The organism is Paenibacillus rhizolycopersici, from assembly GCF_014947195.2.
GTDB lineage: Bacteria > Bacillota > Bacilli > Paenibacillales > Paenibacillaceae > Fontibacillus > Fontibacillus rhizolycopersici.
Map to the genome: position 1 here is coordinate 123425 of NZ_JADCNN020000003.1, position 25614 is coordinate 149038.

General features: G+C 57.0%; 19 protein-coding genes. 1 reads left to right on the forward strand and 18 read right to left on the reverse strand.

All coding sequences use genetic code 11. The features are described from left to right. Window positions 1-31: 31 nt before the first annotated feature. From IM700_RS04405 to IM700_RS04485, 17 genes are all read right to left on the reverse strand, one after another. A complete protein-coding gene (locus tag IM700_RS04405) occupies window positions 32-1003 on the reverse strand; it encodes a PhoH family protein (protein ID WP_155608710.1) in 972 nt (323 codons plus the stop codon). Between the two features lie 6 nt (window positions 1004-1009). Continuing rightward, window positions 1010-2191, reverse strand: a complete 1182-nt coding sequence (yqfD, locus tag IM700_RS04410) for a sporulation protein YqfD (RefSeq protein WP_193416376.1) — start codon at window positions 2189-2191, stop codon at window positions 1010-1012. A 3-nt stretch (window positions 2192-2194) separates the two neighbouring features. Beyond that, window positions 2195-2482 (reverse strand): sporulation protein YqfC, encoded by a 288-nt coding sequence (gene yqfC, locus IM700_RS04415; RefSeq protein ID WP_155608709.1) that lies wholly within the window; start codon window positions 2480-2482, stop codon window positions 2195-2197. 181 nt (window positions 2483-2663) lie between these two features. Continuing rightward, the gene (locus IM700_RS04420; RefSeq protein WP_155608708.1) at window positions 2664-3107 is read right to left on the reverse strand and encodes a GatB/YqeY domain-containing protein; all 444 of its coding nucleotides are present in this window, start codon (window positions 3105-3107) and stop codon (window positions 2664-2666) included. 16 nt (window positions 3108-3123) lie between these two features. Next, window positions 3124-3297 (reverse strand): 30S ribosomal protein S21, encoded by a 174-nt coding sequence (rpsU, locus tag IM700_RS04425; RefSeq protein ID WP_005547957.1) that lies wholly within the window; start codon window positions 3295-3297, stop codon window positions 3124-3126. A gap of 131 nt (window positions 3298-3428) precedes the next feature. After that, the gene (locus IM700_RS04430; RefSeq protein WP_155608706.1) at window positions 3429-3794 is read right to left on the reverse strand and encodes a histidine triad nucleotide-binding protein; all 366 of its coding nucleotides are present in this window, start codon (window positions 3792-3794) and stop codon (window positions 3429-3431) included. A gap of 328 nt (window positions 3795-4122) precedes the next feature. Continuing rightward, window positions 4123-5277 (reverse strand): ABC transporter permease, encoded by a 1155-nt coding sequence (locus tag IM700_RS04435; protein ID WP_155608705.1) that lies wholly within the window; start codon window positions 5275-5277, stop codon window positions 4123-4125. Window position 5278: 1 nt separating this feature from the next. Further along, window positions 5279-6412, reverse strand: a complete 1134-nt coding sequence (locus IM700_RS04440; RefSeq protein ID WP_193416377.1) for an ABC transporter permease — start codon at window positions 6410-6412, stop codon at window positions 5279-5281. A 45-nt stretch (window positions 6413-6457) separates the two neighbouring features. Next, window positions 6458-7393 carry an ABC transporter ATP-binding protein gene (locus IM700_RS04445; protein ID WP_193416378.1) on the reverse strand — a complete coding sequence of 312 codons (936 nt, stop codon included), beginning with the start codon at window positions 7391-7393 and terminating at the stop codon, window positions 6458-6460. Window positions 7394-7534: 141 nt separating this feature from the next. Then, a complete protein-coding gene (locus IM700_RS04450) occupies window positions 7535-8647 on the reverse strand; it encodes a sensor histidine kinase (protein ID WP_193416379.1) in 1113 nt (370 codons plus the stop codon). Between the two features lie 3 nt (window positions 8648-8650). Further along, entirely contained in the window at window positions 8651-9394 is a 744-nt protein-coding gene (locus tag IM700_RS04455; RefSeq protein ID WP_193416380.1) for a response regulator transcription factor, read from the reverse strand. A gap of 35 nt (window positions 9395-9429) precedes the next feature. After that, window positions 9430-12870, reverse strand: a complete 3441-nt coding sequence (locus tag IM700_RS04460; protein WP_193416381.1) for an AAA family ATPase — start codon at window positions 12868-12870, stop codon at window positions 9430-9432. After that, a complete protein-coding gene (locus IM700_RS04465; RefSeq protein WP_193416382.1) occupies window positions 12867-14069 on the reverse strand; it encodes an exonuclease SbcCD subunit D in 1203 nt (400 codons plus the stop codon). Before IM700_RS04465 ends, IM700_RS04460 begins: the two co-directional genes overlap by 4 nt. Window positions 14070-14326: 257 nt before the next feature. After that, a complete protein-coding gene (gene addA, locus IM700_RS04470; protein ID WP_193416383.1) occupies window positions 14327-18346 on the reverse strand; it encodes a helicase-exonuclease AddAB subunit AddA in 4020 nt (1339 codons plus the stop codon). Next, window positions 18343-21885 (reverse strand): helicase-exonuclease AddAB subunit AddB, encoded by a 3543-nt coding sequence (addB, locus tag IM700_RS04475; protein ID WP_193416384.1) that lies wholly within the window; start codon window positions 21883-21885, stop codon window positions 18343-18345. Before addB ends, addA begins: the two co-directional genes overlap by 4 nt. Window positions 21886-22014: 129 nt before the next feature. Continuing rightward, window positions 22015-22161 (reverse strand): hypothetical protein, encoded by a 147-nt coding sequence (locus IM700_RS04480; protein ID WP_193416385.1) that lies wholly within the window; start codon window positions 22159-22161, stop codon window positions 22015-22017. Between the two features lie 71 nt (window positions 22162-22232). Beyond that, the gene (locus IM700_RS04485) at window positions 22233-23606 is read right to left on the reverse strand and encodes a methyltransferase domain-containing protein (RefSeq protein ID WP_193416386.1); all 1374 of its coding nucleotides are present in this window, start codon (window positions 23604-23606) and stop codon (window positions 22233-22235) included. Between the two features lie 159 nt (window positions 23607-23765). Between IM700_RS04485 and IM700_RS04490 the strand changes: the two genes are divergently transcribed. Continuing rightward, window positions 23766-24779, forward strand: coding sequence for a Na/Pi cotransporter family protein (locus IM700_RS04490; protein ID WP_193416387.1), 1014 nt, complete (start codon window positions 23766-23768; stop codon window positions 24777-24779). Between the two features lie 154 nt (window positions 24780-24933). On the opposite strand, the gene IM700_RS04495 is transcribed toward IM700_RS04490, so the two are convergent. Next, window positions 24934-25371, reverse strand: coding sequence for an NUDIX hydrolase (locus tag IM700_RS04495; protein WP_193416388.1), 438 nt, complete (start codon window positions 25369-25371; stop codon window positions 24934-24936). Window positions 25372-25614: the final 243 nt, after the last annotated feature.

Consider the following 25614-nt stretch of genomic DNA (forward strand, 5'->3'; position numbering starts at 1 on the left):
AACATGGTAAACCCTGAAGCGGCTAAGAAGCTTACCCTTGGTTTTCGGCAGCGCGGTCGTACGCCACAATAATCTTCTGCACGAGCGAGTGACGAACAACATCGGACTCCGTAAATTGGACGAACCCGATCTCTTCAATCCCGCTCAAAATGGCCTTTGCTTCCACCAGCCCGGACTTCTTCCCTTTTGGGAGATCGATTTGCGTCACATCCCCGGTGATAACCATCTTGGATCCGAAGCCAAGCCGGGTCAGAAACATCTTCATCTGCTCCGGTGTTGTGTTCTGCGCTTCGTCCAAAATAATAAACGAATCGTCCAGTGTCCGGCCCCGCATGTAGGCGAGTGGTGCAATCTCAATCAACCCGCGTTCCAGCGCTTTGGCCGTTTGTTCTGGACCCATGACATCATACAAGGCATCATACAGCGGACGCAGATAAGGATCCACCTTCTCCTGCAGATCGCCCGGCAAGAACCCGAGACTCTCCCCTGCTTCAACCGCCGGACGCGTCAAAATAATCCGTTTGACCGAACCTTCCTTCAACGCCGTAATGGCTAAAACAACGGCCAAATACGTCTTGCCTGTCCCGGCCGGGCCGACGCCAAAGACGACATCCCGTTTCTTGATCGTCGTGACGTAGTGCTTCTGACCAATGGTCTTCACCCGAATCGGCTTGCCGCGATAGGTTATGGCAATCTCGCCTTTATATAAATCAAGCAGCTGATCGGCACGGAAGTCCTTAGCTAGATCGATAGCGTAAAGTACGTCACGTTCGGTCAATATGTATCCGTTCCGGATCAGTTCAAGTAACACTTCAAACAACTGCTCTACCTTCTCCGCTTCACGCTGCTCTCCGCGGATGGTAATTTCCGATTCCCGCAATACAATGCTTGCTGGCAAATGCTGTTCAATTAATTTCAGAAACGAGTCCTGAGGACCAAACAAAGAAAGCCCTTCAGCCGCACTGTGCAGCGGTAATTTGATGTTCACCAGTTGTTCCGACAAATAGCCTCATTCTCCTTGATCATGTACTATCGGCACTTCTTCCGCTATGTTCTGCTCTACTTCGAAATGCACTTTTATATAAACTTTACCATTGTCGGCCTTCTCATGCAAAATTTTTTGATCCATAATGACGCTATCCGTGCCGTATTTCGCTAGGATATCACGTTTTGCACGCTCGATCCCCTCCTGCTTGGCTTGTTCTTCCGTCCGTTTCAACTCTAGCTCCGTCGTTTCCATGACCTTCTCCGTCATCCAACCGATCGGGAGCTTCCACCCGCGCCATGTCAACGGATCCTCGTCCGTCATCGTCTCCGACTGGGCGTAGGTGACCTTACCGTAACCGGTCAATTGAATGGCCGTATTGCCGAAATACAAATATCCCCGCTGCTTCCGCTCTCCCGTATATACCTTCTGTCGATAGACCTGCGGGACCTGAATATTATACTCATGCCAGACAATACCGCGAATATTCGCTTGAGGCACGACCGGCTTGCCGCCCTGGAATCCCGAAACCAGCACTTGTCCTTTCTTCACCCGATCGTTCTTTCCGACCTCCGGCTGACCCTTCTCCGCGTAAATATGCGTAATCACGGCGTCATGCTTACTCACGAGATGGCTCGGACTAACGAGCTTTTGGTCCTTTGGCTTCGTCGCTTCCACAACCTGAATCGTGATCCGCGTACCCGTGCGGGTAACTCCCACCCAGGAGGTACCCGGCAGCTTGCGGGTCAATTCTGCCGAGAGCTTGTCCTGATCCGGCAAACGAAAAATCCACTGAAACGGATAAATGCCCTCCTGTTTCGCCGCCTGAAGGACGTCATGAGCGGCGATTTCCTCATTCCCTTTCACTTCGACGTCCCAAACCAGGGAGGACAAACAAAAAATCGCCGCAACAAATAAGGCAAATCCGGCGATAAACCCCTTTCTTTTCCACACCCTGGCCAATACGAACGGCAGTCCGGAGCGCCCCCGAATCGACATTCGGCAGCCTGTCCGTTTCAACGGCGGCCGCAGGCGAAAGAAATCGGATAAAGATACCTTCATATCCATTTGCCCTCCAGGCAAGGGCTTAACATCCCAAACGTCGATACCCTGACGGGACAGTTCATTAACGAGCTGTTCGATCGATCCTCCGCGGACCCTGATGGTAACGATACCCCTCAACTGGCTTAAGGCCGGTGATTTCACGATTCATTCCTCCGTTCCACGATATTTGATGCCAAAGATCCGGCCTTCCACAACGACCTCTTCCGGCATGATGGCTTTAATGACCAGTTCGCTCCCCTCGACTTCCAACGTCCCTTGACTAAGCGCCAAATGCAGTGCCTCGGGAGAGAAGTGGATAACACCCCGGTGATTTTCTATATATAACTGCTGACCTCCAATTAAGGTGAGCCTCGGCAAATCGAATACAAGGTCGCTGGGCAGGTCGAGCGCATCAACCGTCCATTTGCGTATTTTGCGGACAAACCGGCTCATATGAGGCAATCCTCCTTCCCCTACTGTACAAATTATGCGGCCCTTCCGTGATTTATGAGAAAGGAAAAGAGCAACAAAAAGCCAAGGCTGCTCCGGCGGGCAACCTTGGCTTGGATACGATGAAAACAATGAAAAAACACCTTCTACGAATGACTTCATAGAAGGTGTTTGTCTCTCGAAGTTATGGCAAAAGCTGTTGAACCGTCTGGTTTACGAGTTTGCCGTCTGCCCGGCCTTTAACCTTGGGCATCAGCGCGCTCATCACTTTCCCGATATCGGCTTTCGAAGAAGCACCGGTTTCCTGGATGGTCTGCTGTACAATGACTTTAATTTCTTCTTCGCTTAGCTGTTCGGGAAGGTACTCAGCAAGGATCTCCGCTTCCGCTTTCACTTGCTCGGCAAGATCGTCACGACCCGCTTTCTCAAATTCTTGGAGGGCATCTTTGCGCTGTTTGATTTCACGACTTAGGATATCAAGCACTTCATTATCGTTCAAAGTTCTTTTCAAATCTATTTCAAGATTCTTCATCGTAGCACGAACCATTCGAATGGTGGAGAGCTTGAACTTGTCTTGACTCTTCATCGCTTGCTTCATATCTTCGTTCAATCGCTCGCTAAGATTCATCGCTGATTAAATCCTCCTAAAACTTTCTCTTACGAGCAGCCTCGGACTTTTTCTTGCGCTTTACGCTTGGCTTTTCATAATGCTTACGTTTCTTCACCTCAGCCAATACTCCATCTTTCGCGATGGAACGTTTAAAGCGACGAAGTGCAGCATCAATTGTCTCGTTTTTGCGAACTTTAGTTTCAGACACCAGTTTTCCCTCCCTCCGACCAGACCGTCCAAGAGCATAACACGGTTCATCAAACTTCATTATAGGGGAAAGAGAAATAGGGTGTCAACCTGAGCGCCCGCATTTTTCTCTTCCAATTTCTAAAAGGAGTTCTAGAGCGCGTGCGAGTCCGAGGATTGCACCAGCGCACCCAGCTTAGCGCCCCCGATGAGATGGTAATGTAAATGCGCCACCGCTTGTCCGCTGTCGGGTCCGCAGTTGTTGATCAGACGGTATCCGCTGTCTGCTACACCAAGCTGTTTCGCGGTTTCCTGAGCAATTCGATGCATCTCGCCGATCAAGGCAAGATCTTCCGAAGCAACGTCGTTCATCGAGGCGATATGCTTCTTAGGAATGATCAGCACGTGAACGGGAGCAGCCGGCTGAATATCGTGAAAAACGAGAACGCGTTCATCCTCGTAAACCTTATTCGAGGGAATCGAACCTTCAACGATCTTGCAAAATAAACAGTTGTCCATTGGAGAGCCTCCTAAACATATTCTTTGCTAAAATTCATCATACCGAAAATAGGCAAAAAAAAGAAGCACCCTGCCGCCTCAATAATGAGTTGGCTGGTCGCACGGACGTATTGGACGGAAAATCGCGTAACGCTCTCTGTCACCAATACGTCCGGCGGGGTGCTTGCAAATATGATGTCGGCTAACTGTAGTATAACAGCAGGGTGATACTGTATCTGTGATGTACATCACGAGTAAATAAGTTATTTATGGATTTGAATTCAAGATTCGACGCCGAATCCGCTTCATCGTTTACGCTTCATGATCAAAAGACGACTTTTGAACTACTTTATATGAAATTGCGTGTGTCGTTGTTGCGTCCGATCTTGTAGGCCGCAAGCAAGAAGAAGACTAGGGCGAACGCGGCCAGTACGGACAGGTTAAACCAGATCCGGGCAAGACCTTCGCCTTGCTGCAGCGTTTCGATCGATTGCAGTACCCAGTGCTGCGGCATAAATTCGGATACCTGCCGCACCGCCGCAGGCATGATCTCGCTCGGGAAGAAGCAGCCTGCGAGCAAACAGGTCGGCGTAATGATAATGTTCTGCAATGCGCCAGAGACTCCGCTGTTTTTGGAGAAAGCAACAATGACGAGAGACAGGCTGATCGATACCAGGGAGAACAACATCAGAAGCAGGGCCATTCGCCCGAACGGAATTCCGGTATCGATCCGGAACACCTTTTCCAAGAATAACAGAGTCAATATAATCTGCACCGCCATCACGACTAAATTCACGATAATGTTGGCGATCACGAAATTTCGGGCGTTGATCGGCGAGGAAATGACACGGAAGAAGGTGCGATCCTCTCTGCTCTTCAGAATCAACTCCGACAAATTTACCGCCGACATCATCATGAACATGATCAGGAAGCCGATCGTTTGATACGTCATTGCCTGCTTCTTCTCCGCGGAGCTATCGGCCGACTGAACGGTCAGCTTCATGCTGGGGTTCTGGTAATCTGCATAAAGACGGGCAAACTTCGTCTCGTCCCCCTGGGCCGCTCGGCTAAGCGCGGCCAAATTCCCGGTATAATTGTACAGCATCGCTTTCATGTACGCGGTAACCTGTGCTCCTTTGACCGATTGGATGCCGATATGGTCAGGCTTACCCGTAAGAATGCTTTGCGAATAACCCGCAGCTAGCACAAGACCGCTGTCCAGTTTCCCGGACGCAAGTTGTTCGCGAAGTTCCGTCTCCGTTACTTTCGTCAACCGAATCTGGTCCAGCCCTTCCAGAAACCGAACCGTATCCGCAGCAATCGTCTCATTCCCGTCCTGATTCACGACGCCTACCCTGAGGCCGGTCTCTCCAACGTTGCCGTACATCAGCATCGTTAACAAAATTCCGGCTAGCGGCAAGCCAACATACAAAATCAAATTATTGCGTTTTCGAAACGTCGTTCGCAAGATATGGGAAGAGAGCCACCAAATGTCCTTGATCATGTTACAATCCCTCCTTACGTCGCATCATCCACGCTGCCGCAGCCAACAAGACGATGGCGAGACTCAAGTTTAAAGCCACGACCGGCCACATCACCGACACCTGATCGTTATAGATAATCCGTGTGATCGCTACGTTAGCCCACCGGATCGGCGATAGGTTCGCCGCATAACCGATGACACCCAAGTCTTCATCCGCCCCCATTGGAAAATAAGCTCCGCCGAAAAATGACGCTACCTGAGTCAGGATCATGAGTACGCCCTGCGTAGCCGCATCTTTCAAGACATAGCTTACGGCCAGACCTAGACTGACGCCCATAACGACCTCCGAGCCCAAGACGGCGAGGACGGCAGCCGGATGATTTCCCCAATAAGCCTGAAAGGCGAATTTGCTGAACAGAATGAGGATGAGTACGCACAGCATGTTAATCACGAGGTTGCCAAGCACCTTACCGGCGAAAATCTCCCCTTTGCCTATCGGGGACGCCGCAAGCCGTGTGCTGGTTCCCTGCCGGATCTCCCCGGAGATCAGCCGGCTGGCGGAAAGCGAACTCCACAAGGCGATCATGGAGGTCATGGCCAACGCGTAATAATCAAGCGAACCCGGCTGGCGATCGGCCGTGATCGACGTCTCCTTGATATAATCCCTCGTTTTCATTGAACTTGCGGCCATAGCCGCGGCTGCCTGGCCCGGTGTATTCTTCTCAATGGCTAGAATCGCATTGTATCGCTCCGCAAAGGCAGCCATCATGCCTTGCACAACATTGCTCTGAATCGCATTCCAGCCGCTTAAATAAAGCGACATGCCTTGACGCCCCAATTCTACGTATTCGTCGTAATGGCCCTTCTCGACCTCCGATCGGCCGTCTATTTCGGTTGCGAGCGACTCGAATGACAACCCCATGTCGGCGGTTTCTTTGACAAAGATTCCAAAGGCCTGAGTTAAAGCCGGATTTTCACCGTTATCCCGAACCAGCACGCGGATATCCCCCACCTGGGCCGTACCCCCGAAGGCGTTCGACAGAGCCGTGCCCAGAATCAACATCAGCACGATCGGAAACGCCAGCATGAACACGAGCGTCCAACGGTTGCGCGTCTCCCTCTTGAGTTCTTTGAGCGCGATGGATAATGTATTCATTCTTCTAATCTCCTCCTTAAGCGATCCGATGTACCGACCGTCGCCCTAGTCCCGCAAATTGCGTCCGGTTAGCGTCAGGAACACCGTCTCCAGATTCGGTTCCTGCTCCTCGACGGAACGGATCACCGCCCCGCCGTCGATCAACCGCTTCAAGATACCGCTCAGGTTATCGACCGACAAATCACTGTAAATACGAATGATCTCTTCCTGTGCCGTTACACTGCGTACCCCGGGCAATGTCCGAATGAGGTCTAGAAAAGTCTCGCCGTCTTGTTTCAGTTCAATGCGCACTTCCTTCACATCGGTAATCGTAGCGATCAGTTGCTCTTTCGTGCCGTCGGCGATGATTTTCCCGTGGTCGATGATGGCAATTCGGGAGCAAATTTCTTCGACTTCCTCCATGTAATGGCTGGTATAAATAATCGTGCAGCCCATTTCGTTCAACTTGCGCACAGAGGTCAGAATGTAGTTCCTCGACTGCGGGTCGATGCCGACCGTAGGTTCATCCATAATGATCAGCTTCGGCCGGTGTGCAATGGCGCACGCGATGTTAAGCCGGCGCTTCATCCCACCGGAGAAGTTCTTCGGAAAGCTTTTAGCTTTATCCTCCAACCCGACAAATCGCAGCGCTTCCTCTGCCCGGTCTTTGAGTTCCGCTCCCCGTAAGCCGTACAGTCCAGCGAAGAACTTCACGTTTTCATAAGCGGTCATGTCCTGATAGATTGCCAAATCCTGCGGTACGATCCCCAGATTCATTTTGGCAAAACGGCTGTGCTTGACGATATCTTGATCCAGGATCCGGATTTCCCCGCTTGTCGGACGCAGCAGAGAGGCAACCAGATGGATCGTTGTGCTTTTGCCGGCGCCATTGGAGCCAAGGAACCCGAAAATTTCTCCTTCCTTAACGGATAAGGACATATTGTCAACTGCGATGAAGTCGCCAAATTTTTTCGTCAGTCCGTGAATCTCCAATACATTCATTGCAACCTCTCCATTCCTGCTTCTTGTTCATGACCCTATTGTAGAAAAAAAGGATGCCCTTATGTCAGTGCATAAGTTCATCCTTTGCGCATGAGAATGTTCATGTTGTCGCCGGGGCCGGACAAGGAGGGGTGAGGTTCTTCATTCCTTGGATGGGACGTACGGAATCAACGTCGTCACCTTGAATCCCTGCGTCCCATCCGCGATTACCGTGCCGTTGACCGCAGCCGTGCGCTCCTCCATACCGAGCAGGCCCATGCCTTTGACGATTTTGGCCTGCCCTCGCCCATTATCCGTAACGACGGATTGAATCCATTTGCCGAGCACCCGTACTTCGACTTGAACGGAGGTAGCCTCTCCGTATTTGGCCGTATTAGTCAATGCTTCCGTTACATTGTCATGAATGATCTTCCAGAAAAGCGGTGTAATCTTCTCCAGATCCCCTTGGTGAACGACCGAGGTCTGCAGCCCGGAACGGCTACCGAAGGCTTCCACGGTATTTCTCAACCGGTGAATGCCTAGCTGTTCCACTGGAGGTTTCATATTCTTGAGCGTTTGGCGGATTTGCTCTATCGATTCCTGGGCGATGCCGATCGCATTTTGCAGCAGTTTCTCCGCCCCTGCCGGATCGGTATGCAGCACCCGTTTGGCTGCCTCCATCTGGATCAGCGCTCCTGTCATCGAATGGCCGACGCCGTCGTGAATTTCCTGGGAGAGCCGGTTTCGTTCCTCCAGCTTGAACGTGTATTCCGAAGCCCGAATGAACTCCCGATTACCGTGCAGTTGCTTCCGCAGCTTCTCCTGATCCAGACGCAGTTTGTCGAGTTGTTCCTCCTGCCGGACCTGGCGCAACAATAGGTGCCGGATGTAGATCCCGTCAAACAAGCTAATCGCCGCGATAAACGCATAAACCTCTGAAAGCGGCGCCTCCAGGAATAGCAGCGGGATCGTCAGCAAGACCGTTACGGTAATACGCGCGGCGATCCCTCTCGCCGTTTCATAGGCGCTTGGCGGCAGCAGGAGTGCGAACTCGGGGTTGACGTAAACCGCGCAAACGGAGCAGTATACGATCAATATCCCATAAATAGCGTCCCGATAACCCGTTTTGTGAAGCAAGAGCGCCGTGAGATCCAAAGCCAGATAAAGCAGGATAAATAAGATCAGCCGAGGGGACGGGGACGATTCCACCGCATAGATCAGGGCGACTGCAAGGCCAAGCACAAGCCATCTTTTGCCGAGGCTCCAACTTTCCATAGGCTAGCGAGTCCTTCCAGTCAAATAATATATGGCGATTTGCGTGCGGTGTTCCAGCCCGGTTTTGTTCAGGATCGAGGTAATGTAATTGGCCACGGTTCCCTCGGAAATGAAAATTTCCTTGGCGATTTCCTTGTTGGATAACCCCTTGGCAATTCGCGACATGACCTCCAGTTCCCGTTCGGTGAACGGATCCAGATCAATCGGTGGCAGACCGGGATTTTCCGATATCGGAACCGCAGCTGAAGCGGGGGCCGGAGCAACCTCATGCGCCCGAGCGTCCTGGTGTTCCGGCTTCGCTTGCGTAACGGCTTCCCTAGGGACTGCACCGGAGGCGAGCGACTGCTTCAGCTTATCCAGCACAACGTCCTGCAGGACGTTATGGCCGTAATACACGCTTTTGATGGCGTCGCGGATCCGTTCCGGATCATTGTTTTTCAGCAAGTACCCTTTGGCCCCGAAACGGATGGCATCCATAATGTATTCATCGTCGTCGAACGTAGTCAGGATCAACGGCTTTGCCAACCCTTCCTCCGTCAACAATCGGGTCGCTTCCACACCGTTCAGGTTCGGCATCCGCACGTCCAGCAGCGCGACATCCACCGGATTACACCGGCAGTAATCGACCGCCTCCTGCCCGTCCTGCACCGTCTCCGACACCTCGAATTCCTCGAAGCTGTTCAATATGATCCGCATCCCCTCGCGGATAAAAGAGTTGTCATCCGCGATCAGCACCCGTATTTTCATACCGTTCCTCCGTTCCTCCGTTCCGTCCGTTTCCGTTACAACCGTTCCAGCTCAATCCGGGAGCCGGCACCCCCGCTCTCCGCAGGAATGACGACCAACTTACGGGCCAACCGCGCCCGCAGCTCGGCGACGTGGCTAATAATCCCCACCGAGAGATGATCGTGATGCAAATGCTCCAGCGAGGTAATCACCGTGTCCAACAGTTCCGGATCCAGCGTCCCAAAGCCTTCATCCAGGAAAAAGAACTGCAGCGGATATTGTCCGCGCAGCTGGATCTGCGCGGACAAGGCGAGCGCCAGTGCCAGCGAGGCCAAGAAAGTCTCTCCGCCCGACAACGTCGCTACCGGACGCTTTACGCCGCCGCTTGCATCATCGCGTATTACGAATCCGCCGCCGGAATCCGTCTCCAGGGCATATCGCTGCTTCGTCAGGAAGCGCAGACGTTGGGATGCCGCATGACTGACGTTCATTAGCTGTTCCTCCGCCACGTATTCAACAAAGGCATTACCGCGCAACGCGGACTGCAATTTGGTGAGCAAACCTGCTTCCTGTTCCAACTGGCCCCGAACCGTCTCCAACTCCTGCCAGCGGACGTGGCGGACCTGCAGGTCCTCCCAGTCCCGCTCGACGCGGGCCTTCCGTTGCAGAGCAACCTCATCTTGCTCTTTGGCGACGATCAGCACCGCTTCGCTTTGCTGCCATTCCTCATCGCTAATCGTTTGTCCCGCTAGCTTGGCGTCCAGCTCACTAAGGCCGATCACCAGCTCCTGTTCGCGGCTGCGGTGGTTCTGTACCCTACCCGCGATGGATTCCGCTTCTCCCGGGGCGAGCAGGTTGTCCAGGACGGAGGTTTCTCCGTCGAAAGGCGATGCCGTCAGCGCCTCATGCCAGCGGGCTTGAAGCTCTGCCTCCTGCTCTCGGGCCACCGTTGCCGCTTGACCGGCAAGCGCCTCCGCTTTGGCCAACTCGTGGCTACGCGCTGTGGTTTCGGTTTGCTGCACCCGACTGCTCTCCGCCTGTTTTCGAAGGGCCGTCAGCTGCTCCTTAGCTTCCGAAAGCAGCTCCTCAACAGGGCGTTCTCCAGCCAGTGTATGCAGCCTCTCCTGTTTCTCGCGCAGAAGCTCCTGTTTACTTTGCTCCTGCACTTCCCATTGCACCAAGGTTTTATCCAACTCGATCGTTTCTCCGGCTAATGCCTGAAGCTTTGCCGTCTTCTCCTCGATAAACGGCACGCTGACCGTCAGTCGGCCACGCAGGTCTTCCGCCAACCGATCTTTCGCGGCAAATGACTCCATCTGCCGGGCAGCATCCTCTGGCGTGAAGCCCGGGTATTGCTCCACCCACTCGCGCCGCTTGGCCGCGAGGGCTTCGCGGTGTTGCGCGCTGCGCGCCGCGGCCTGCTCCAACAGCCCGGAGGCCGTTGCCGCGGCCGCTTCGGCGGCGGTACGCTGCGGCTGCAAGGCCGCCAGCGCGTTTTGCGCGGCGCGGCCTTCCTGCTGCAGCGCCTCCACCCGGCGGCGGCAAGTCGCGTGCCGCTCGCCCAGCGCCATAGCCTGCCGCTGGCGAGCAGCCAAGCCGGCAGGCGCCGGCGCAGGCACGTCCGGCGCGGCCGCCTCGGCAGTAGCGGCGGCTTCGCGAGCGGCGGCGAGCGTTGCGGCCGCAGGGGCCGGTTCGCCGCCGTCACGGCCGAGCGCTTGCAGCAAAGCGCCGCAAGCGTCGCGGTCGCGGGAGACGGCGAATTGCAACTCGCGAGCCTCCGCGATCAAGTCCGCTAGCGCCGCAAGCTCCGCTTCGCCGCCGGCCGTCTCTTCGGCATCGGCCTGTGCTGGTGCCGGATGATGCGCGGAGCCGCACACGGGGCATGGCTCGCCGTGATCCAACTGCTCTGCGAGCCGGGCGGCCCACAAGTGGCGTTCGCGGGCTTTAAGCGCTTGGCGCAGCGTCGTTTCGTCCCCTGTAAGCGCGCAAGCATATTGCCGCACTTCTTCCTCCAATGCCGCCAACTGTACGGCGGTTTCCGCGAGCTGCCCGGCAAGGATTTGCCCGGACTGCTGCACGGCGGCGACTTCGGCGGCGATTTGCTCCAGCTTGGACGATGCTTGCTGCAGGTTCGAGCGCCCTGCCGCCTCTTCGGACTCCGCCGCCGTGAGCTGCTCCTGCAGTGAGGTCAACTGCTGAGCCAGCTGTACGGCGGCTTGCGCCAGACGGCGCTCCTCGGCCTTGACCTCCGCTTCCTTCAGCTGCTGCTCCAGCTCGCGCTGGCGCGTTTGCGCTTTGGCTAGCAGCTGCTCCTCCTTCGCCGTCTGCTCGGCGAGGTTTTGCTTGCGCTGCGCGCCCTCCGCGCGCTGCGCCGCGAACCGCTGCAGCTCGGCGCCGAGGCGCGCGGCCTCTTCCTGTAGGCCGCGCGCCTGCTCCAGCTGCTCGAGCCGCACGAGCAGCGCCGGTTCCTCGCGGCCGAGCGCCGCAGCAGCGGCTTCGGCGGCCGCGCTGGCCTCGGCGGCAGCCGCCGCAGCGGCCAGAGCCGCCTGCTCGGCTTCGGCCGCCAGCTGCGCGCGCTCCGCCGCGGCGCGCTGCGCCTCTTTCCAGGCCGTGAGCACCGGCCTGAGCGCCTCGGCGGCGCCTCCGCGCGCCAGCTTCGCTTCCAGCGCGGCGACCTCGCCGCCTTGCGCGCGCAGCGCCTCAAGCTGCGCCGCGCGCTCGGCGCGCTCCACCGCCAGCTCGCGCACCTTCGCGAGCTGGTCGTAGCGCTGCTGCGCCTGCTGCAGTTCGCGGCGCCGCTCGGCGGCCTGCTCCGCGGCTTCGCGCGCCGCAGCCGCCGCTTCCTCCAGCGCCTCGGCGGAGGCATTGCCGAGCCCTTGCTGCTCGGCGGCCACCTCGGCACGGCGCTGCTCGTTGGCCCGTACCTTGCGGGTTAGCTTCTGCCCTAATAAGTCGCCGTATTTCTCCAAGTGAAACAACCGCTGCAGCATCGCCCGGCGGTCCGCTCCTTTCAGGGATAGAAACTCGGCGAATTTGCCTTGGGGCAGCACAACCGCGCGGGTGAAATCGTCCATCTTGAGGCCAAGCTTCTGCTCCACACAGCGCGTTACATCGGCGAGCTTGTCGGCGACGACCTTTTCCCCTTCGGGCAGGATTTCGATAAACCGGCTGATCGTATTGCTCACCGACAGCTCGCCCTGCCGTTTAAAGCGTCGCTCCACGCGGTAGCGTTCCGTGCCGGCGGCGGAGTTCAGCTCGAACGTAAACGCCACGAACAACGTGTCCTCCGAATGATTCATGATGCCTTGGGTTCCGCCGGATGCCCGGCCGACCTTGCCGTATAAGGCCAACGTAATCGCGTCCAAAATCGTCGACTTCCCGCTGCCCGTCGGCCCAAAAATGCCAAACAATCCCGTCTCGCACAGCTCCGTGAAATCGATCGTCTGCGACTCTCGGTAGCTTTGCAGTCCGGCTAATTTCAGCGTAATCGGCTTCATCGGCTTCCCCCCTCCGCAAATTCATCTTCGCCCGAAGCCTCGTCCTCTCCCTCGGAAACAAGCGACATAAACAGCTCAACCAATTCCTCCTCGGGCTCCGCCCCGCCGGTTTGACGCTGATAAAACTTCCGAAATAGCTCATGCACCGGCACGCTCGCGCGGGACGACAGTTCGTCCTCCTCCAACTCCCGTCCGGGATACACCGGACGGATATGCACGATGCCCTCATGGGCTTTGCGCAGCGCCTGGATATCGCCCAGTGACATCGCTTCGGTTAGGCTGATTTCGAGGTCGATAAACGCATTGGCGTCCCGTCCCTCCTCCAGCCAGCGATACGCTTCCGCCAGTCCGCCCCGACAGCTCCAACGGACCAACGGCCGACCGCTGCTCAGGAACAGCTCCTCCAGGATCGGCTCTTTGCCTGGAGCCACGTCCAATAACATCACCGACTTGGCTTGTCCCGCCTCGGAAAAAGAATACGCCAACGGCGACCCGCTGTACCGGGTCAATCCGCCGCCTTTAACCGCCTGCGGTCGGTGCAGATGACCCAGCGCCGTATATTGCGCGCCTACGTCGAGCGCGGACGGGTCAACGGTATAAGCGCCGCCAACTTGGATCGGACGTTCGGAATCGGACTCCAGTCCGCCGAGTACATAAATATGGCTCATTGCGAGATTAACCGTCTCCGGACGGAATGCGCCCGCCAACTGCTGCATCAGCAGACCCACCTTAGCGCTGTAGGCGAGCCGCAGCTCGGACTCGTCCGCATCCCCAGCCAGCAGCTCGGACAGGCGGGCTTCCGACGGATATGGCAGTGCGGCGATGATCGCCGTTTCCCCGGTGCGGGCAACGGGGACGGGGATCGCCTTCGGTACCGGCAGCCCCACCAACGAGATGCCCCGGCGCGCAACCAGCGGCGACACTGCGGCCACCCGTTCCGGCTGGTCATGGTTGCCTGCGATCACTGCCAGATGGCAGCCGGTCTCCGTCAGCCTTGCCGCCGCTTCGTAGAACATTCCCTCCGCCGCGGCCGGCGGGTTCACGCTGTCATAGACGTCACCTACCATCAGGACGAGATCGACCTGTTGCTCCTTCACCATCCGCGCCAGCTCCTCCAAGAACGCCTCCTGCTCTGCAAGCCGGCTGCGTCCTTCCAGCGTACGTCCCAAATGCCAATCGCCCGTATGTAATATACGCATCCGTTTCTCCCCCTTAATCCCGCCAACGAACGCCGGCGTTTCAACATCCTAGTTCTTCAACAATACAGTTCATAAACTCTAGTATTTGACTCTAGTATATTCCATTGCTAGCTTAGGAAGCTCACCGAAAGAAATAGAGTGAACAGATGTCGCTATTCCGGCAATATCGCTATATTTCCTTAACCGCACGGATTTGCCGAAATAAGAACATCATTTCACTCTATCTGTATCTGTGCTTCTTAGTTTAATTGATTCTCTTACAGCTTCACCGCTTGGCCGCCATCGAAGAAATACAGCCACTTCTCATCAACCGCCGCGCCGGTGATTTCTTCGACCGCTTTGGCGTACAGCTCCAGCTGGAACCGGTACGATTCCGCCAGCGCCGCCGTGCCGCCGCGATGCTCCAGCACCCGGTCGCTTTTGTAGTCGAGCAGGTACACTTTGCCGTCCACGGCGAAAAGGCAGTCCACGATCCCCTGGATCAGCACGATTTCCCCGTCCAGCTCCCGGATCGCTTCGCCAGCAAATGCACCGGCCAGAGCTTCATCCGCTGCTTCCAGGCCTCCAAGCTGCGGCGAAGCTTCCGCCGCGGGCAGCCCATAGCTGAACGGCATTTCTCGCTTCACCCAATCCGCCTGACGCAGCAGCTCGCCCAGCGGGCTTAACAGCAATCTCGCGATGTTCTCCGCGTCGATTGCGGCCGCCTGCTCGGTGGTCATGATCTGCCGCTCGACGAGTCCGGTCAGCGTCGCTTGAACCACACCGATCCCCGGCTCCGCATCAAACGGCAGATGCTGCATCAGCGTGTGGTAAGCAACCCCGCGTTCGGTTGGCGTCAGCTTGCGCTGCTCCATGAATCGCGGCCGCCGCAGATGCAGCTTGAACTCGGGCTGCTCCGCCGCCTCCGCCTGCTCCCGTTCGTGCGCCAGCTCCGCTTCGGCGAAGACGTCACGCGCCGGTTCCTCTTGCATCGCCAACAGCGCCTTCATCTCCGTCACAGAGGTTTTGGCCGCTATCCGACTGGCTGCAGCATAAGGATACGTCCAGCTTAGCCGGGTCGCCACTGCTTCTTTCACCGCAGCGGCTTCTGAATCGTCCACCGCTCCCGGCAGAACCGCTACTGGGCCTCCTTGAAGCAACGCCTTGATTTGCGCCGGATCCGCCGCATGCTCCGCGGTAGCCGCCGCTTCCGCTCCGCCGGTCTGTCCCGCCGCACGAGCGGAAATAAACGCGACATCCCACTCGGATGGGCTGTCCGCCAACAGGGTGGAGCCCGTTTCCGGCAGCCCGGCGAACTGCCGAAGCTCCCGAGCACTCGGGTGGCGAATCAAGGCCGGGCCAATCCAGTCGAGGTAACAGCGACCCCGCGCCAGCAAATAATCCGGCAGTTGTTCACCGTCAGCCTCCAGCGCGCCGCCCCAGATTTCGACGGATTTGGTGAGGTTCTTTACCGAAGAGACGAGCACGAGCTTGTCCTTCGGGCGGGTTAGCGCCACGTATAACACGCGCATTTCCTCCGCTAATAACTCCATTTGCGCCCGTCGCCGGATGGCCAGATTCGGCAGCGTCGGGTAGCTGACGCGAGTATCCGCGTCAACGTATTTCGGACCAAACCCCATCTCCTTATGCATCAGGAATGGCGCATTCAAGTCCTGTCGATTAAATTGCTTCGACAATCCGGCGACAAACACGACCGGAAACTCCAAGCCTTTACTCTTGTGGATCGTCATCATGCGAACGCCGTCGCCCTGCTCCCCGCCGTCTCCTGGCGCGCCGAGATCGCCGCCGTTCTCGCGCAGCCGGTTCACGTAGCGCAGGAAGCGGAACAAACCCGGTGCAGAGGAGGACACCTCGTATTGTTTCGCCCGGTCCAGCAGCGCCTGCAAGTTGCTTTGGCGTTGAGTTCCGCCCGGCAGGCCGCCGACCCATTCCAGATAACCGGTTTCCCGGTAAATCTCCCGAATCAGATCGCCCAGTTGCCCGACTCGGGCCATGCCGCGCCAAACCTCCAACTGCCGCAAGAAGGCCAGCAGCTTGAGCGACAGCACATCACGTTCAAGCCCAGCCACCGGGGTTATAGACTCTCCCCCCGAATCATTCATTTGGTTGTCTCCGCCTTCCGGCGACATCTCCGCATTCCCGTCAGCAGCCCTTGCGAGCACCGCCTCATAATAACGGCCACCAGGGGATGCGAGGCGGATGTCCGCCAGCTCCTCCTCGGAGAAATCATAGAGCGGGGAGCGCAACACCGCCGCCAGCGGGATGTCCTGCAGCGGGTTATCAATGACCTGCAAGAGCGACAACATCGTTTCGACCTCGGAAGCCTGAAAATACCCCTGGCTCAGTTCCCCGTATGCCGGGATCCCTTCTACCCGAAGCTCCTCAATCATGGCCGGTGCCCAGGTCAGCGTCGAACGCAGCAAAATCACCATGTCCCGGAAAGTCACCGGACGCATCGCCTGCAGCTGTTTATCATAAATGCGCAGCGGTTCGCCGCTTTCCCCCAGCATCCCGCGGATACGGGCCGCAATCGCACGGGCCTCCAGACGCACCGCTTCAATCAAAGCGGCCTCATCTTCCTCTTCCCCGCCTTCGCCTTGCGTCGTTTCGCCGTCTCCGCGGTCGGATGATTCCGAACTTCCTCCCGAACCCGCGTCGCGATCAATCAGCAATAACTCGGGGCGATAATCCTCTATAGCCTCAAGTGGAAAACCTTCTCCATACACCAACTCGGCGCGGGGATCGTAAGAAATTTCCGCCACGCTTTCGTTCATGATTTGCCGGAACAGTAAATTCACCGCGTCGACGACCTCGCGCCGGCTGCGAAAGTTCCTGGCTAAATCGATACGCATCCCGGCCCCGTCAAAATCATCCCCATAGGTCCGATATTTCTCCAGGAACAAACCAGGCTCGGCCAAACGGAAGCGGTAAATACTCTGCTTCACGTCACCGACCATAAACCGGTTGCCCGGGTTCTCCCGGGCGATCAACCGTACGATCGTCTCCTGAACTGTATTGGTATCCTGGTATTCGTCCAGCAGCACCTCATCGAACTGCTGGCGGTATTCCAGAGCGGCGTCGGACGGACGGAGCTCGCCCGGCTCCGAATCCGGATGCCGTAGAATCCGCAGGCAATAATGCTCCAGATCGGAGAAATCGAGCCAGCCTTTAGAGACCTTGTGCAGACGGTAACGTTCCCCGAATTCGCTGACTAAACCGGATAGGGCGCCAAGCAATGGAGCCATGTCATGCATCTCCCGCAAAAATGCCTCCGCCGGCCGCCCGTACAGCTGCGAGCGCAAATCGGCGAGGGTCTTCTTCGCATCTTCCCGCAGCGCCTTCACCCGCTCCTGGATATCCGGATCGGTCTGATCCTTCTTCACCGGCTTCAGTTTGCCGAAGCTCGCCCCCTGAAACACGTCGTACAACGAAGCCCAAGCTCCTCCAGCCACCGCTTCATGCAGCGACTGGACAACGTTAAGGTCTTCCTCCAGCGTCACGGCGTAAGGCTCCGGTCCTCCCGGAGACAGCGCCAACGCCTTCGCTTGCGACAGCAGGCTCATCGCGCCTCCAAGCGCCAATGCCGTATCGGCCAGCAGGCTTTGGACCCATGCGCTCTTCTCCAAGGCGTTCAGATCCGGTGCCAAAAAGGCCGAGGACGCTTCCTGCAGCCAATGATCCGGCCAAGGATGGCTGCGGGAGAAATCGTAAAGCCGCTGTATCAGCGTAAACACAGCCGCATCGCTGCGCTCCCCGCCAAACCGATCGACCAGCTTTACAAACGGGCTGTCCACCGGTTCGCTGCCGTATTTTTCCTCGAGTAGCTCCTCAAGTACCTCTTGCCGCAAGAGCGCCGTTTCACTTTCCGAAGCGATCCGAAAGCCCGGATCCAGCGGAATCAACGTATAGTAGCGCTGAATGACCTCCATGCAGAAGGAGTGGAGCGTTGTAATCGAAGCCCGCCCCAACATGGCCAACTGACGATTCAAATACTCATTGTTCGAATCCTTGGCAAGCTCCTTCTCCAACGCTTCCGTGATCCGCCCCCGCATCTCCGCGGCCGCTGCTTTGGTGAACGTAGCGACCAACAACCGATCAACGCTTAACGGCTGCTCGCGGTCCATCAGCTTTCGGATGATCCGTTCGACAAGCACCGCTGTCTTGCCGGAGCCAGCCGCTGCTGCAACCAGCATATCGCCGCCAGACAGGGCAATCGCCCGCCATTGGTCATCACTCCAATAAGTGCCGGCCGGTTTGGGTTTCATCGTGGTTGTCATGAAGGGGTCGTCTCCTTTCCGCTCTCCTGTCCAAGGAGCTGCCAAATCTCGTTTTTGCCCGGCTTGCCGAGTACGTGGTACGCATTTCCGTCCAGCGACTCTTCGAACCGGCACACCGGTTTGTAGGGACAAAACGTACAAGCCGTCTCCATCCCAAGTCGGTAAGGGGCAATCTGCACGTCACCGTCGGTGATGCGGGTGCCAATCTCGGTGATCGTCTGCCGCACGGAACCCAGCAGCGTATCCCACTGATCCGGCGTCGCCACAGAAGCGCTGCTGTAGAACCCGCCGTCCGCCTTAAGCGCAACGGGGATAATCTCCGAATACCCTTTTTCCAGCTGCGCGTCCATTTTCGCGATCACATCCCGGTCCGCCAGCAGCAGGCCTTTCATTTTGAACCGCTTCAACAATTCTTGCTGCGCCTGCTCCGCACTCATGCCGTTACTGCTCTGCAGCAGCGGATTGTGCACGTGGAAATACAACGTGCCTGCCGGAAGCGCTGGCTCGCCTAACCAGGCTTCCGCCGAGGACAGCAAGACATCCAGGTAGGTGAGCATTTGCAGCGACAAGCCGTAATACACTTCATGCAGCTTCAGATCGGTCTGACTCGACTTGTAATCAATGACCCGCAGCAGCAAGCCTTGTTCGCCTTCCGCCATATCAACCCGGTCAATCCGGCCAACGATTTCCATGACGCAGCCGTTAGGTAACTCAAACGTCAGGGGAGGCAGTGACCGCCCCGGTCCGAAATCCAGCTCCAGCCCGACCGGTTCGAAGCTGCCGCGCCGCGCCTGCTCGCCAAGGATCAGCGAAGCCCGGCCGACGATGGCTTTGAGCTTACGGGAGATATACCCGTAACGCTTGGAGCTTAACAGGATTTCTCCCTGAAGCTTCGGTGCGAGTTCATCGACCGCCGTGTTCGCCGCTTGAATCGCTTCCTCTGGCGTGAGGCTACCCCAACTGCGGTTTTGCGCCTTGAAGGTAATTGCCATCTGACTGAGTGCAGCATGGAACAGCTGCCCGATATCCGGCGCTTGCAGCCGGTAGAGCTGACGTTCCTTCAGCTTCAGTCCATGGGAAGCGAAATGCGCGAACGGACAAGCCGAGAACTGCTCCATCCGTGACACGCTCGTCCGCAGCCGCTTGCCGTATAACCGCCTGCTGGTCGCCGGCGTCAAGCCGCGCACCCGATTTCGATAATCCAGCGAAGTGAGCAAACGCGATGCTTTGCTCTCCCATTCCGGTTGGGTCTTGTACCATTCCAGCACGCGCCACCATAACGGCGAAATGGGCTCCCCCGCTTTCCATCGCCGCAGTTGACCAATCAAAGCGCTGAGCGCGGGTCCTGGTCGCGAGACAAACTCCATTGGCAAAGCAGCCTGGTCGTCCAGTCCATCGGCAGGTCCCGGCGCTAAGACAAGCGGCCGCTCCTGAAGTCCCGGGAAGATCCGTTTCACATGTCGGATGACCTCGGACGGCAGAAGTGCGCCGCCCTCCCCGTCCGCAGCCGGATAGCTAAGCCACAGCGAGCGGCTCGCCCCCGACAACGCCTCATACACGAGGAAGCGCTCATCCAGCAGCTTGCGAGCAAGCCCCGGGGCCAGCTCTAAGCCGATCTCCGCCAGACGCTGGCGCTCCTGCTCGCTAAGCACGCCCTCCTCTTGCAGGTTCGCCGGCATGATTCCTTCGTTAATTCCCAGCAGGAACAGATGCTTGACCTGCCCCGAACGCGTACGCTCGGTGCTCCCGATCAGCACCTGGTCGAGCGAAGGCGGCACCAGCGACACCTTGAGCTCCTTCAGTCCGGTCTCCAGCACGCCGGCAAACAGCTCCAGCTCCAGGGGCTCGTCCCCCATCATTTCTACGATCTGGTCCAACACGTCAAGCACCGCGCCCCATAATTGGCGATGCTCCATCGCCTGGCGAGGCTTGCCTTCACGTACCATCTGGTGGGCCAGCACATCCAGGCGCTGAGCCGCCTCAACGCTCTCCAGCATCTGATACACAGCGGCACACATGTCGGCGGCGTTTTTCGCCTTCCGGATCTCTTTCTCGAACGCCGACAAGGGACCGGCAACCGCAGCGCGGCAACGTTCTAGCAGTTTCAACTGCTCCAAGGCCTTGGCCGAAGCCGTTGTTTGATCATCCTGCTCGAGCGACAGGCTTGGAGCGGACTTCCATGGCCGCCCGTCAAACCAACGGTAGCCTTGAATGCCGCTCGCCAACGCATAATTCTCCAGCATATCCATATGCTCGCGCGTCAAGCTGCCGTCCAGCGGCAGAAGAAATTCACTTTTTACGCAGCGGAATACGTCATCATATTTCCAAAACCCGAGCACGACGTCCAGCGTCGCACGGATAAATTCAACCATCGGGTGAAACAACATGCTTGTCTTCTGATCAAGAAAACAAGGGATCCCGTAGGCTTCCATCGTCGGAGCGAGCAGCTCTTCGTAATCCCCTAGATTACGAACCAGCAGCGCCATATCCCGCCAGCGTATTCCTTCTTCCCGAGCCAAGCGCACCATCTCGCGAGCGGTGCCTTCAACCTCGGCGCGCCGGCTGGCTGCCCGGTGTATAGACAAAGCCCGTCCCAGATCTTGCGGCGGAGTTGACTGCGGCCACGGTGAGCGCCGCTCGTAAGCTGACTCCAGATACGAAAGCGTCTCGCTCTCCCGAAAACGGGGAAATGGACGCTCCTCCAGCAGCTCGGCTGGCTGGACTTCAATTCCAGCCTCCGCAGCCAGTTGGTTCAATTTGACGAAGGCGGATGCGGGTGTGTGGAACAGATTTAACTCATGCGGCAGCGTTCCGTCATTATAGGTTCGATCCAGCGTCAACGAGATCGTGACAGACGCGGCGGCCTTGAGCAGTTCGATAATCGCCGTGTATTCCTGCGGGGTAAACGTATGGAATCCGTCGATCCAAATCTCTGCCCCCCGCAAATAATCCGATTTCCCGGCTCCCTGTGCCAGCTTGACCACATGGTCCTCGTTGTCGATGTACAAGCGGGACAGCTCCTCGTCGAATTCGGCGAACAGCAGGCTAAGGTCGTGCATTTTATCCTTCAGTAACGGGGACTCTCCTTCGCTTTGTTCCAGAAGGCGATAGTGCTCCTGCAAAGCCGGGAAATCCACGTTATATTTCTTCATTTCCGTATACAGTCCGGCGATCCGGTCGATTAATCCGAGCTGATCCCCGCCGTGCCCAAACAGCTTTAACTCGCCTTTCCGACGGCGCATGAGCTTGTACAGCAGCATTTTCTTGCCTTCGTCATCGATCGGTACAAGCGCCGCACCGCCGGTTTCCTGCATGACGCGCAGCGCCAGGCGGCGAAAGCCCAGCACCTGAGTGCGGACGGTACCGCGAAGTCCCGGGGCGGTGGCGATCCGCTGTTCGATTTGGAAGGTGCCTTGTTCCGGGGTTAAGATGATGAGCGGCGGACCGGTGGGATGCTCGCGCAGTGCCGCGGTTACCCGGTCGAGAATGAGGCTGGTTTTGCCGCTGCCGGAGCGGCCGAGTATGAACCGTAAAGACATGGAAGTACCTCCTACCACGGACAATTCGTTAGTTTTCAGTATAGCATAAATACGATCAAACATTCGCATATAAAAAATAGCCCCGCTCCGCGATAATCGCGAAACGAGGCCCATCTATCCCTGTTCAATTTAGAAATCAGCCTGTTGCCTACTTTTCATGTAGCTGTCCATCCATTCCGGGTGAGTCGGGATGTTTCGGACGAAATCGAGCAGCAAGCCTAGACCCGATTTGGCGTCCCCTTGCGCAAAGGCTTCATTGTACCCTCTCCCTTTCATTTTTCCTCTTACCCTTAGCTATCGGCAGAAATCAGGAAAAATGTTACACCCTTGTCTCTTGGTTTCCAAGGTTAGAGAGCGTCTTTACTACGCACCTCGAAAATGGCGAATTTCAGGTAATGTCCTTCGTCGACCCCCAGAATTTGAGGATGGTCTTTTCCAGCCGCCCGCCATTCGACCAGGCGCAGCACTTTTCCGGCATCCTCCGCGGCCTCCAAAATCGTCTCCAGGAACAGATCCGGCCGCATGTGGTAGGAGCAGCTGGCCGTTACCAAATACCCGCCTTCGTTAACTAGCTTCATGCCGTGAAGGTTAATGTCCTTGTAGCCGCGGCAGGCACCTTTGACCGCCGATTTCGTCTTGGCGAACGCCGGCGGATCGAGTATGACGACATCCCAGGAACGTCCGCCGCCGGCCGTCAGCGGTACGGAAGTATCGACCTTGCCGTCCTGAGCCGCCCTGCGCGTCCGCTCCTCCAGACCCTTCACTTGGCTGCGCAAATAGTCAAATGCGTCGGCCACGACAAATTCAACGCGGTCGGTGAACCCGTTTAACTCGACGTTCCGTTTCGCGCTTTCGATCGCATGCTCGGAGATATCGAGGCAGGTGACCTTTTTCGCCCCGTATTGGCAGGCGTGCAGGGTGAAGCTTCCGGTATGTGAGAAGCATTCCAGCACGGTCGCCCCGTCCCAATATGGGAAGGTGACCTCTTTGCCGTTCCGGTTGACCGGTGCAAGTCGAACTCCGCCGTCTTCCGTGGGCAACTCCTGAAGCGCGATGCCGCTGCGCTCGCCCCAACCGGTCATCAGCGGCTTGATGGAGGCCCGATTTTCCCGTTGGTCGAAGAAATACCCCGTTTTTTGCCCCTGTTCGATATCCACTTCAATCTGGAGCCCGTTCTCCGTCACGATGACATGACGCGGCGGCTCTCCGAAGATCGGACCCTTCACCTGCTCCAGGCCTTCCATTTCACGCACGGATACGTCGCTGCGTTCGTAGATGCCAACGGGATGCAACACTTCCGTCAGCGCCGTAACGATCTGCTCTCGGCAGCGGTCCATCCCTAACGTCAGCAGCTGTACGACCAGCACCTCTCCAAACTTGTCTACGATCAGACCAGGCAGAAAGTCCGCTTCCCCGTAGACCAGCCGGTAGGCATCCTCTTTCACGAACCGTTCCCGATGCTTCATGCATTCCGTAAACCGACGAACAAAAAAGGCGGTGTCCATCGCCGCCAGCGGCGTATAGGATACGACGCGGACGGTAATTTGCGAAGCCGGATTGTAATACCCTGTTGCCAGGTAGCGGTGTCGGTAATCGACAATTTCAACCAAAGCGCCCGGTTCTACGTTACCTTCTACATTCTCAATTTCGTTCTTGAAGATCCAAGGATGCCCTTTTTCCAACCGTTTCTTACGGCTGCGCTGCAGTATAACCCTTGCCACTCGATACTTCACTCCTCATAAAAAAAGTAAGCCAATGCTTCTTGGCGCCTCTTCGGCTCGGACCTGCGCCTGCTTTGCTAGCATGGAAGTTGTCCGTCCGTCATATATGTAACTTGTACGAATGTAGCCTTTTATTTTGCGGGAAAGGGGATCGCCGATATGTTTCAAGACATCTTGTTCCCGGTGACGTTTGGGCTCGCCCTATTCCTGTTTGGCATGAAGGTCATGGAGGCTTCCCTGCATGCTTGGGCCGGCCCCAAGCTGATCGGTTTTCTTCATCGGACAACGCGAACGCCTTGGACCGGCTTGCTGTCGAGTACGCTGATCACGGCCGTTCTGCAGAGCAGCACAGCCGTTACGGTCATGACAATCGGGCTCGTTAACGCTAGGTTGTTGTCCTACGCGCGAACGTTAGGGATCATCCTGGGAGGCAATATCGGAACCTGCCTGACCACGGAACTGCTTGCCCTTAATATAGCCAAGCTAGGCGTTCCCATGCTCATCGTTTCGTTAGGGATGTGGGCGGCCGCCGTGCTTGGCGGCGAAATGCTGCCCGGCTATATTCAGCGCCGCTTGCCTTGGCTGCAACCCTTGCAGTTTGGTGCCCTTGCTATGGCCGGCTTCAGCCTCGTGATGATCGCGATTCGCTTCATGCAATCGATCGGTCCGGCGCTGGAGGAACGCGGCGTAATCTCTTGGCTGTTGGAGCATGCCACTGGCAGCCTGCTGTGGGGCGCCTTCGCCGGCGCCGTCCTGACGGCGATCATTCACAGCAGTGCCGCGGTCGTCGCCATGACGATGGGACTTGCCGCCAGCGGTGCCCTGCCGGTGGAGTTTGGAATCGCCATGGTCATCGGCTCCAACGTTGGCACCTGCGTCACCGCGGTGATCGCCGCGATCGGCGGCACCCGGTCGGGCCGATTCGTCGCCTGGTCGCATGTGACGCTAAACGTGCTGGGGGCAGCGTTGTTCCTGCCGCTGGTTCCGCTGTTGCAAGGGATGGCAGCCTCGCTGACCGGCGATCTCTCGGCGCAAATCGCCCATACGCAAACGATTTTTAATGTCGCATGCTCTTTGCTCGCGCTGCCGTTTTGTTATTTACCGATTTGGTCCCGGCTGGATCGGTCCGATGATCATCTCTCCGGCCGTATTCTTCCGAATACGAAGGTGTAGGAGTAGGTGCAAAAATGCAGTTATTTTCGCCGATATCCTCCATTTCTCAAATACCGTAAAAAATAACTGCACTCTAGCGTTTGTTTCAGCGTCTAGGGCGAATTCCGAAGAAATAACTGCACATAGTCAACTATTTCCGTCATCCTCCACCCTTCTAACCTAGCGGCTCGACGCCAAGCATCTTTAGCGCATTTTCCAAGATAAAATCATTGTTGTCGTAACCGGCTTTCCGCTGCTGACGCCAAGCCTCCTGCGGCTCGTACCAGGACACGCTGCGGATCTCCTCAAGCTGAGGCTGGAGCGCCCCGCTTTGCCACTCCACCAGGTAGTAATGCACTTCTTTATCGACGTTCCCCAGTTTGGGATGATGGTAAGTATAAGCGATGATATCGATGAGTCTATCAATCCGGCCCACAATGCCGGTTTCCTCCAAAATTTCGCGCAGCGCCGTTTGCTCAACGGTTTCCCCCGGCTCTCTCTTCCCCTTCGGAAACGATATTTTGCCGTAACGGTCGGTAATCAGCTGCACTTGCAGCCGCCCGTCTTGGAAGCGATAGACGACGCCTCCTGCAGAGATTTCTTTGAATGGCATTCTGGCTGTACCTCCTTAAAATAACTCAACCCGGGGCTCAACCCTCCCAAACCGGGACTCAACCCTCCCAAACCCTCCCTTACCGTAAGGGAGGGCCCCCAAGGGCCCGCTGCCCTTGGGGATCCCGCAAACTGGACGAACGTGGGATCGGCTGAGGCGCTCCTGACCGCTGTTCCCTTCGGGAATGCGCTTGACGTTGGCTCATGGAACGCTTTTCTCCCTTCGGGTACGTCTTACTTCTTG

Coding starts and splice junctions, on each gene's coding strand:
- IM700_RS04455 (WP_193416380.1), bottom strand. CDS start 9,394: ATGAAAATACGGGTGCTGATCGCGGATGACAACTCTTTTATCCGCGAG.
- IM700_RS04465 (WP_193416382.1), bottom strand. CDS start 14,069: ATGCGTATATTACATACGGGCGATTGGCATTTGGGACGTACGCTGGAA.
- IM700_RS04495 (WP_193416388.1), bottom strand. CDS start 25,371: ATGCCATTCAAAGAAATCTCTGCAGGAGGCGTCGTCTATCGCTTCCAA.
- IM700_RS04490 (WP_193416387.1), top strand. CDS start 23,766: ATGTTTCAAGACATCTTGTTCCCGGTGACGTTTGGGCTCGCCCTATTC.
- IM700_RS04435 (WP_155608705.1), bottom strand. CDS start 5,277: ATGATCAAGGACATTTGGTGGCTCTCTTCCCATATCTTGCGAACGACG.
- addB (WP_193416384.1), bottom strand. CDS start 21,885: ATGTCTTTACGGTTCATACTCGGCCGCTCCGGCAGCGGCAAAACCAGC.
- IM700_RS04460 (WP_193416381.1), bottom strand. CDS start 12,870: ATGAAGCCGATTACGCTGAAATTAGCCGGACTGCAAAGCTACCGAGAG.
- IM700_RS04440 (WP_193416377.1), bottom strand. CDS start 6,412: ATGAATACATTATCCATCGCGCTCAAAGAACTCAAGAGGGAGACGCGC.
- IM700_RS04480 (WP_193416385.1), bottom strand. CDS start 22,161: ATGAAAGGGAGAGGGTACAATGAAGCCTTTGCGCAAGGGGACGCCAAA.
- IM700_RS04445 (WP_193416378.1), bottom strand. CDS start 7,393: ATGAATGTATTGGAGATTCACGGACTGACGAAAAAATTTGGCGACTTC.
- IM700_RS04420 (WP_155608708.1), bottom strand. CDS start 3,107: ATGAATCTTAGCGAGCGATTGAACGAAGATATGAAGCAAGCGATGAAG.
- addA (WP_193416383.1), bottom strand. CDS start 18,346: ATGACAACCACGATGAAACCCAAACCGGCCGGCACTTATTGGAGTGAT.
- IM700_RS04450 (WP_193416379.1), bottom strand. CDS start 8,647: ATGGAAAGTTGGAGCCTCGGCAAAAGATGGCTTGTGCTTGGCCTTGCA.
- yqfC (WP_155608709.1), bottom strand. CDS start 2,482: ATGAGCCGGTTTGTCCGCAAAATACGCAAATGGACGGTTGATGCGCTC.
- IM700_RS04430 (WP_155608706.1), bottom strand. CDS start 3,794: ATGGACAACTGTTTATTTTGCAAGATCGTTGAAGGTTCGATTCCCTCG.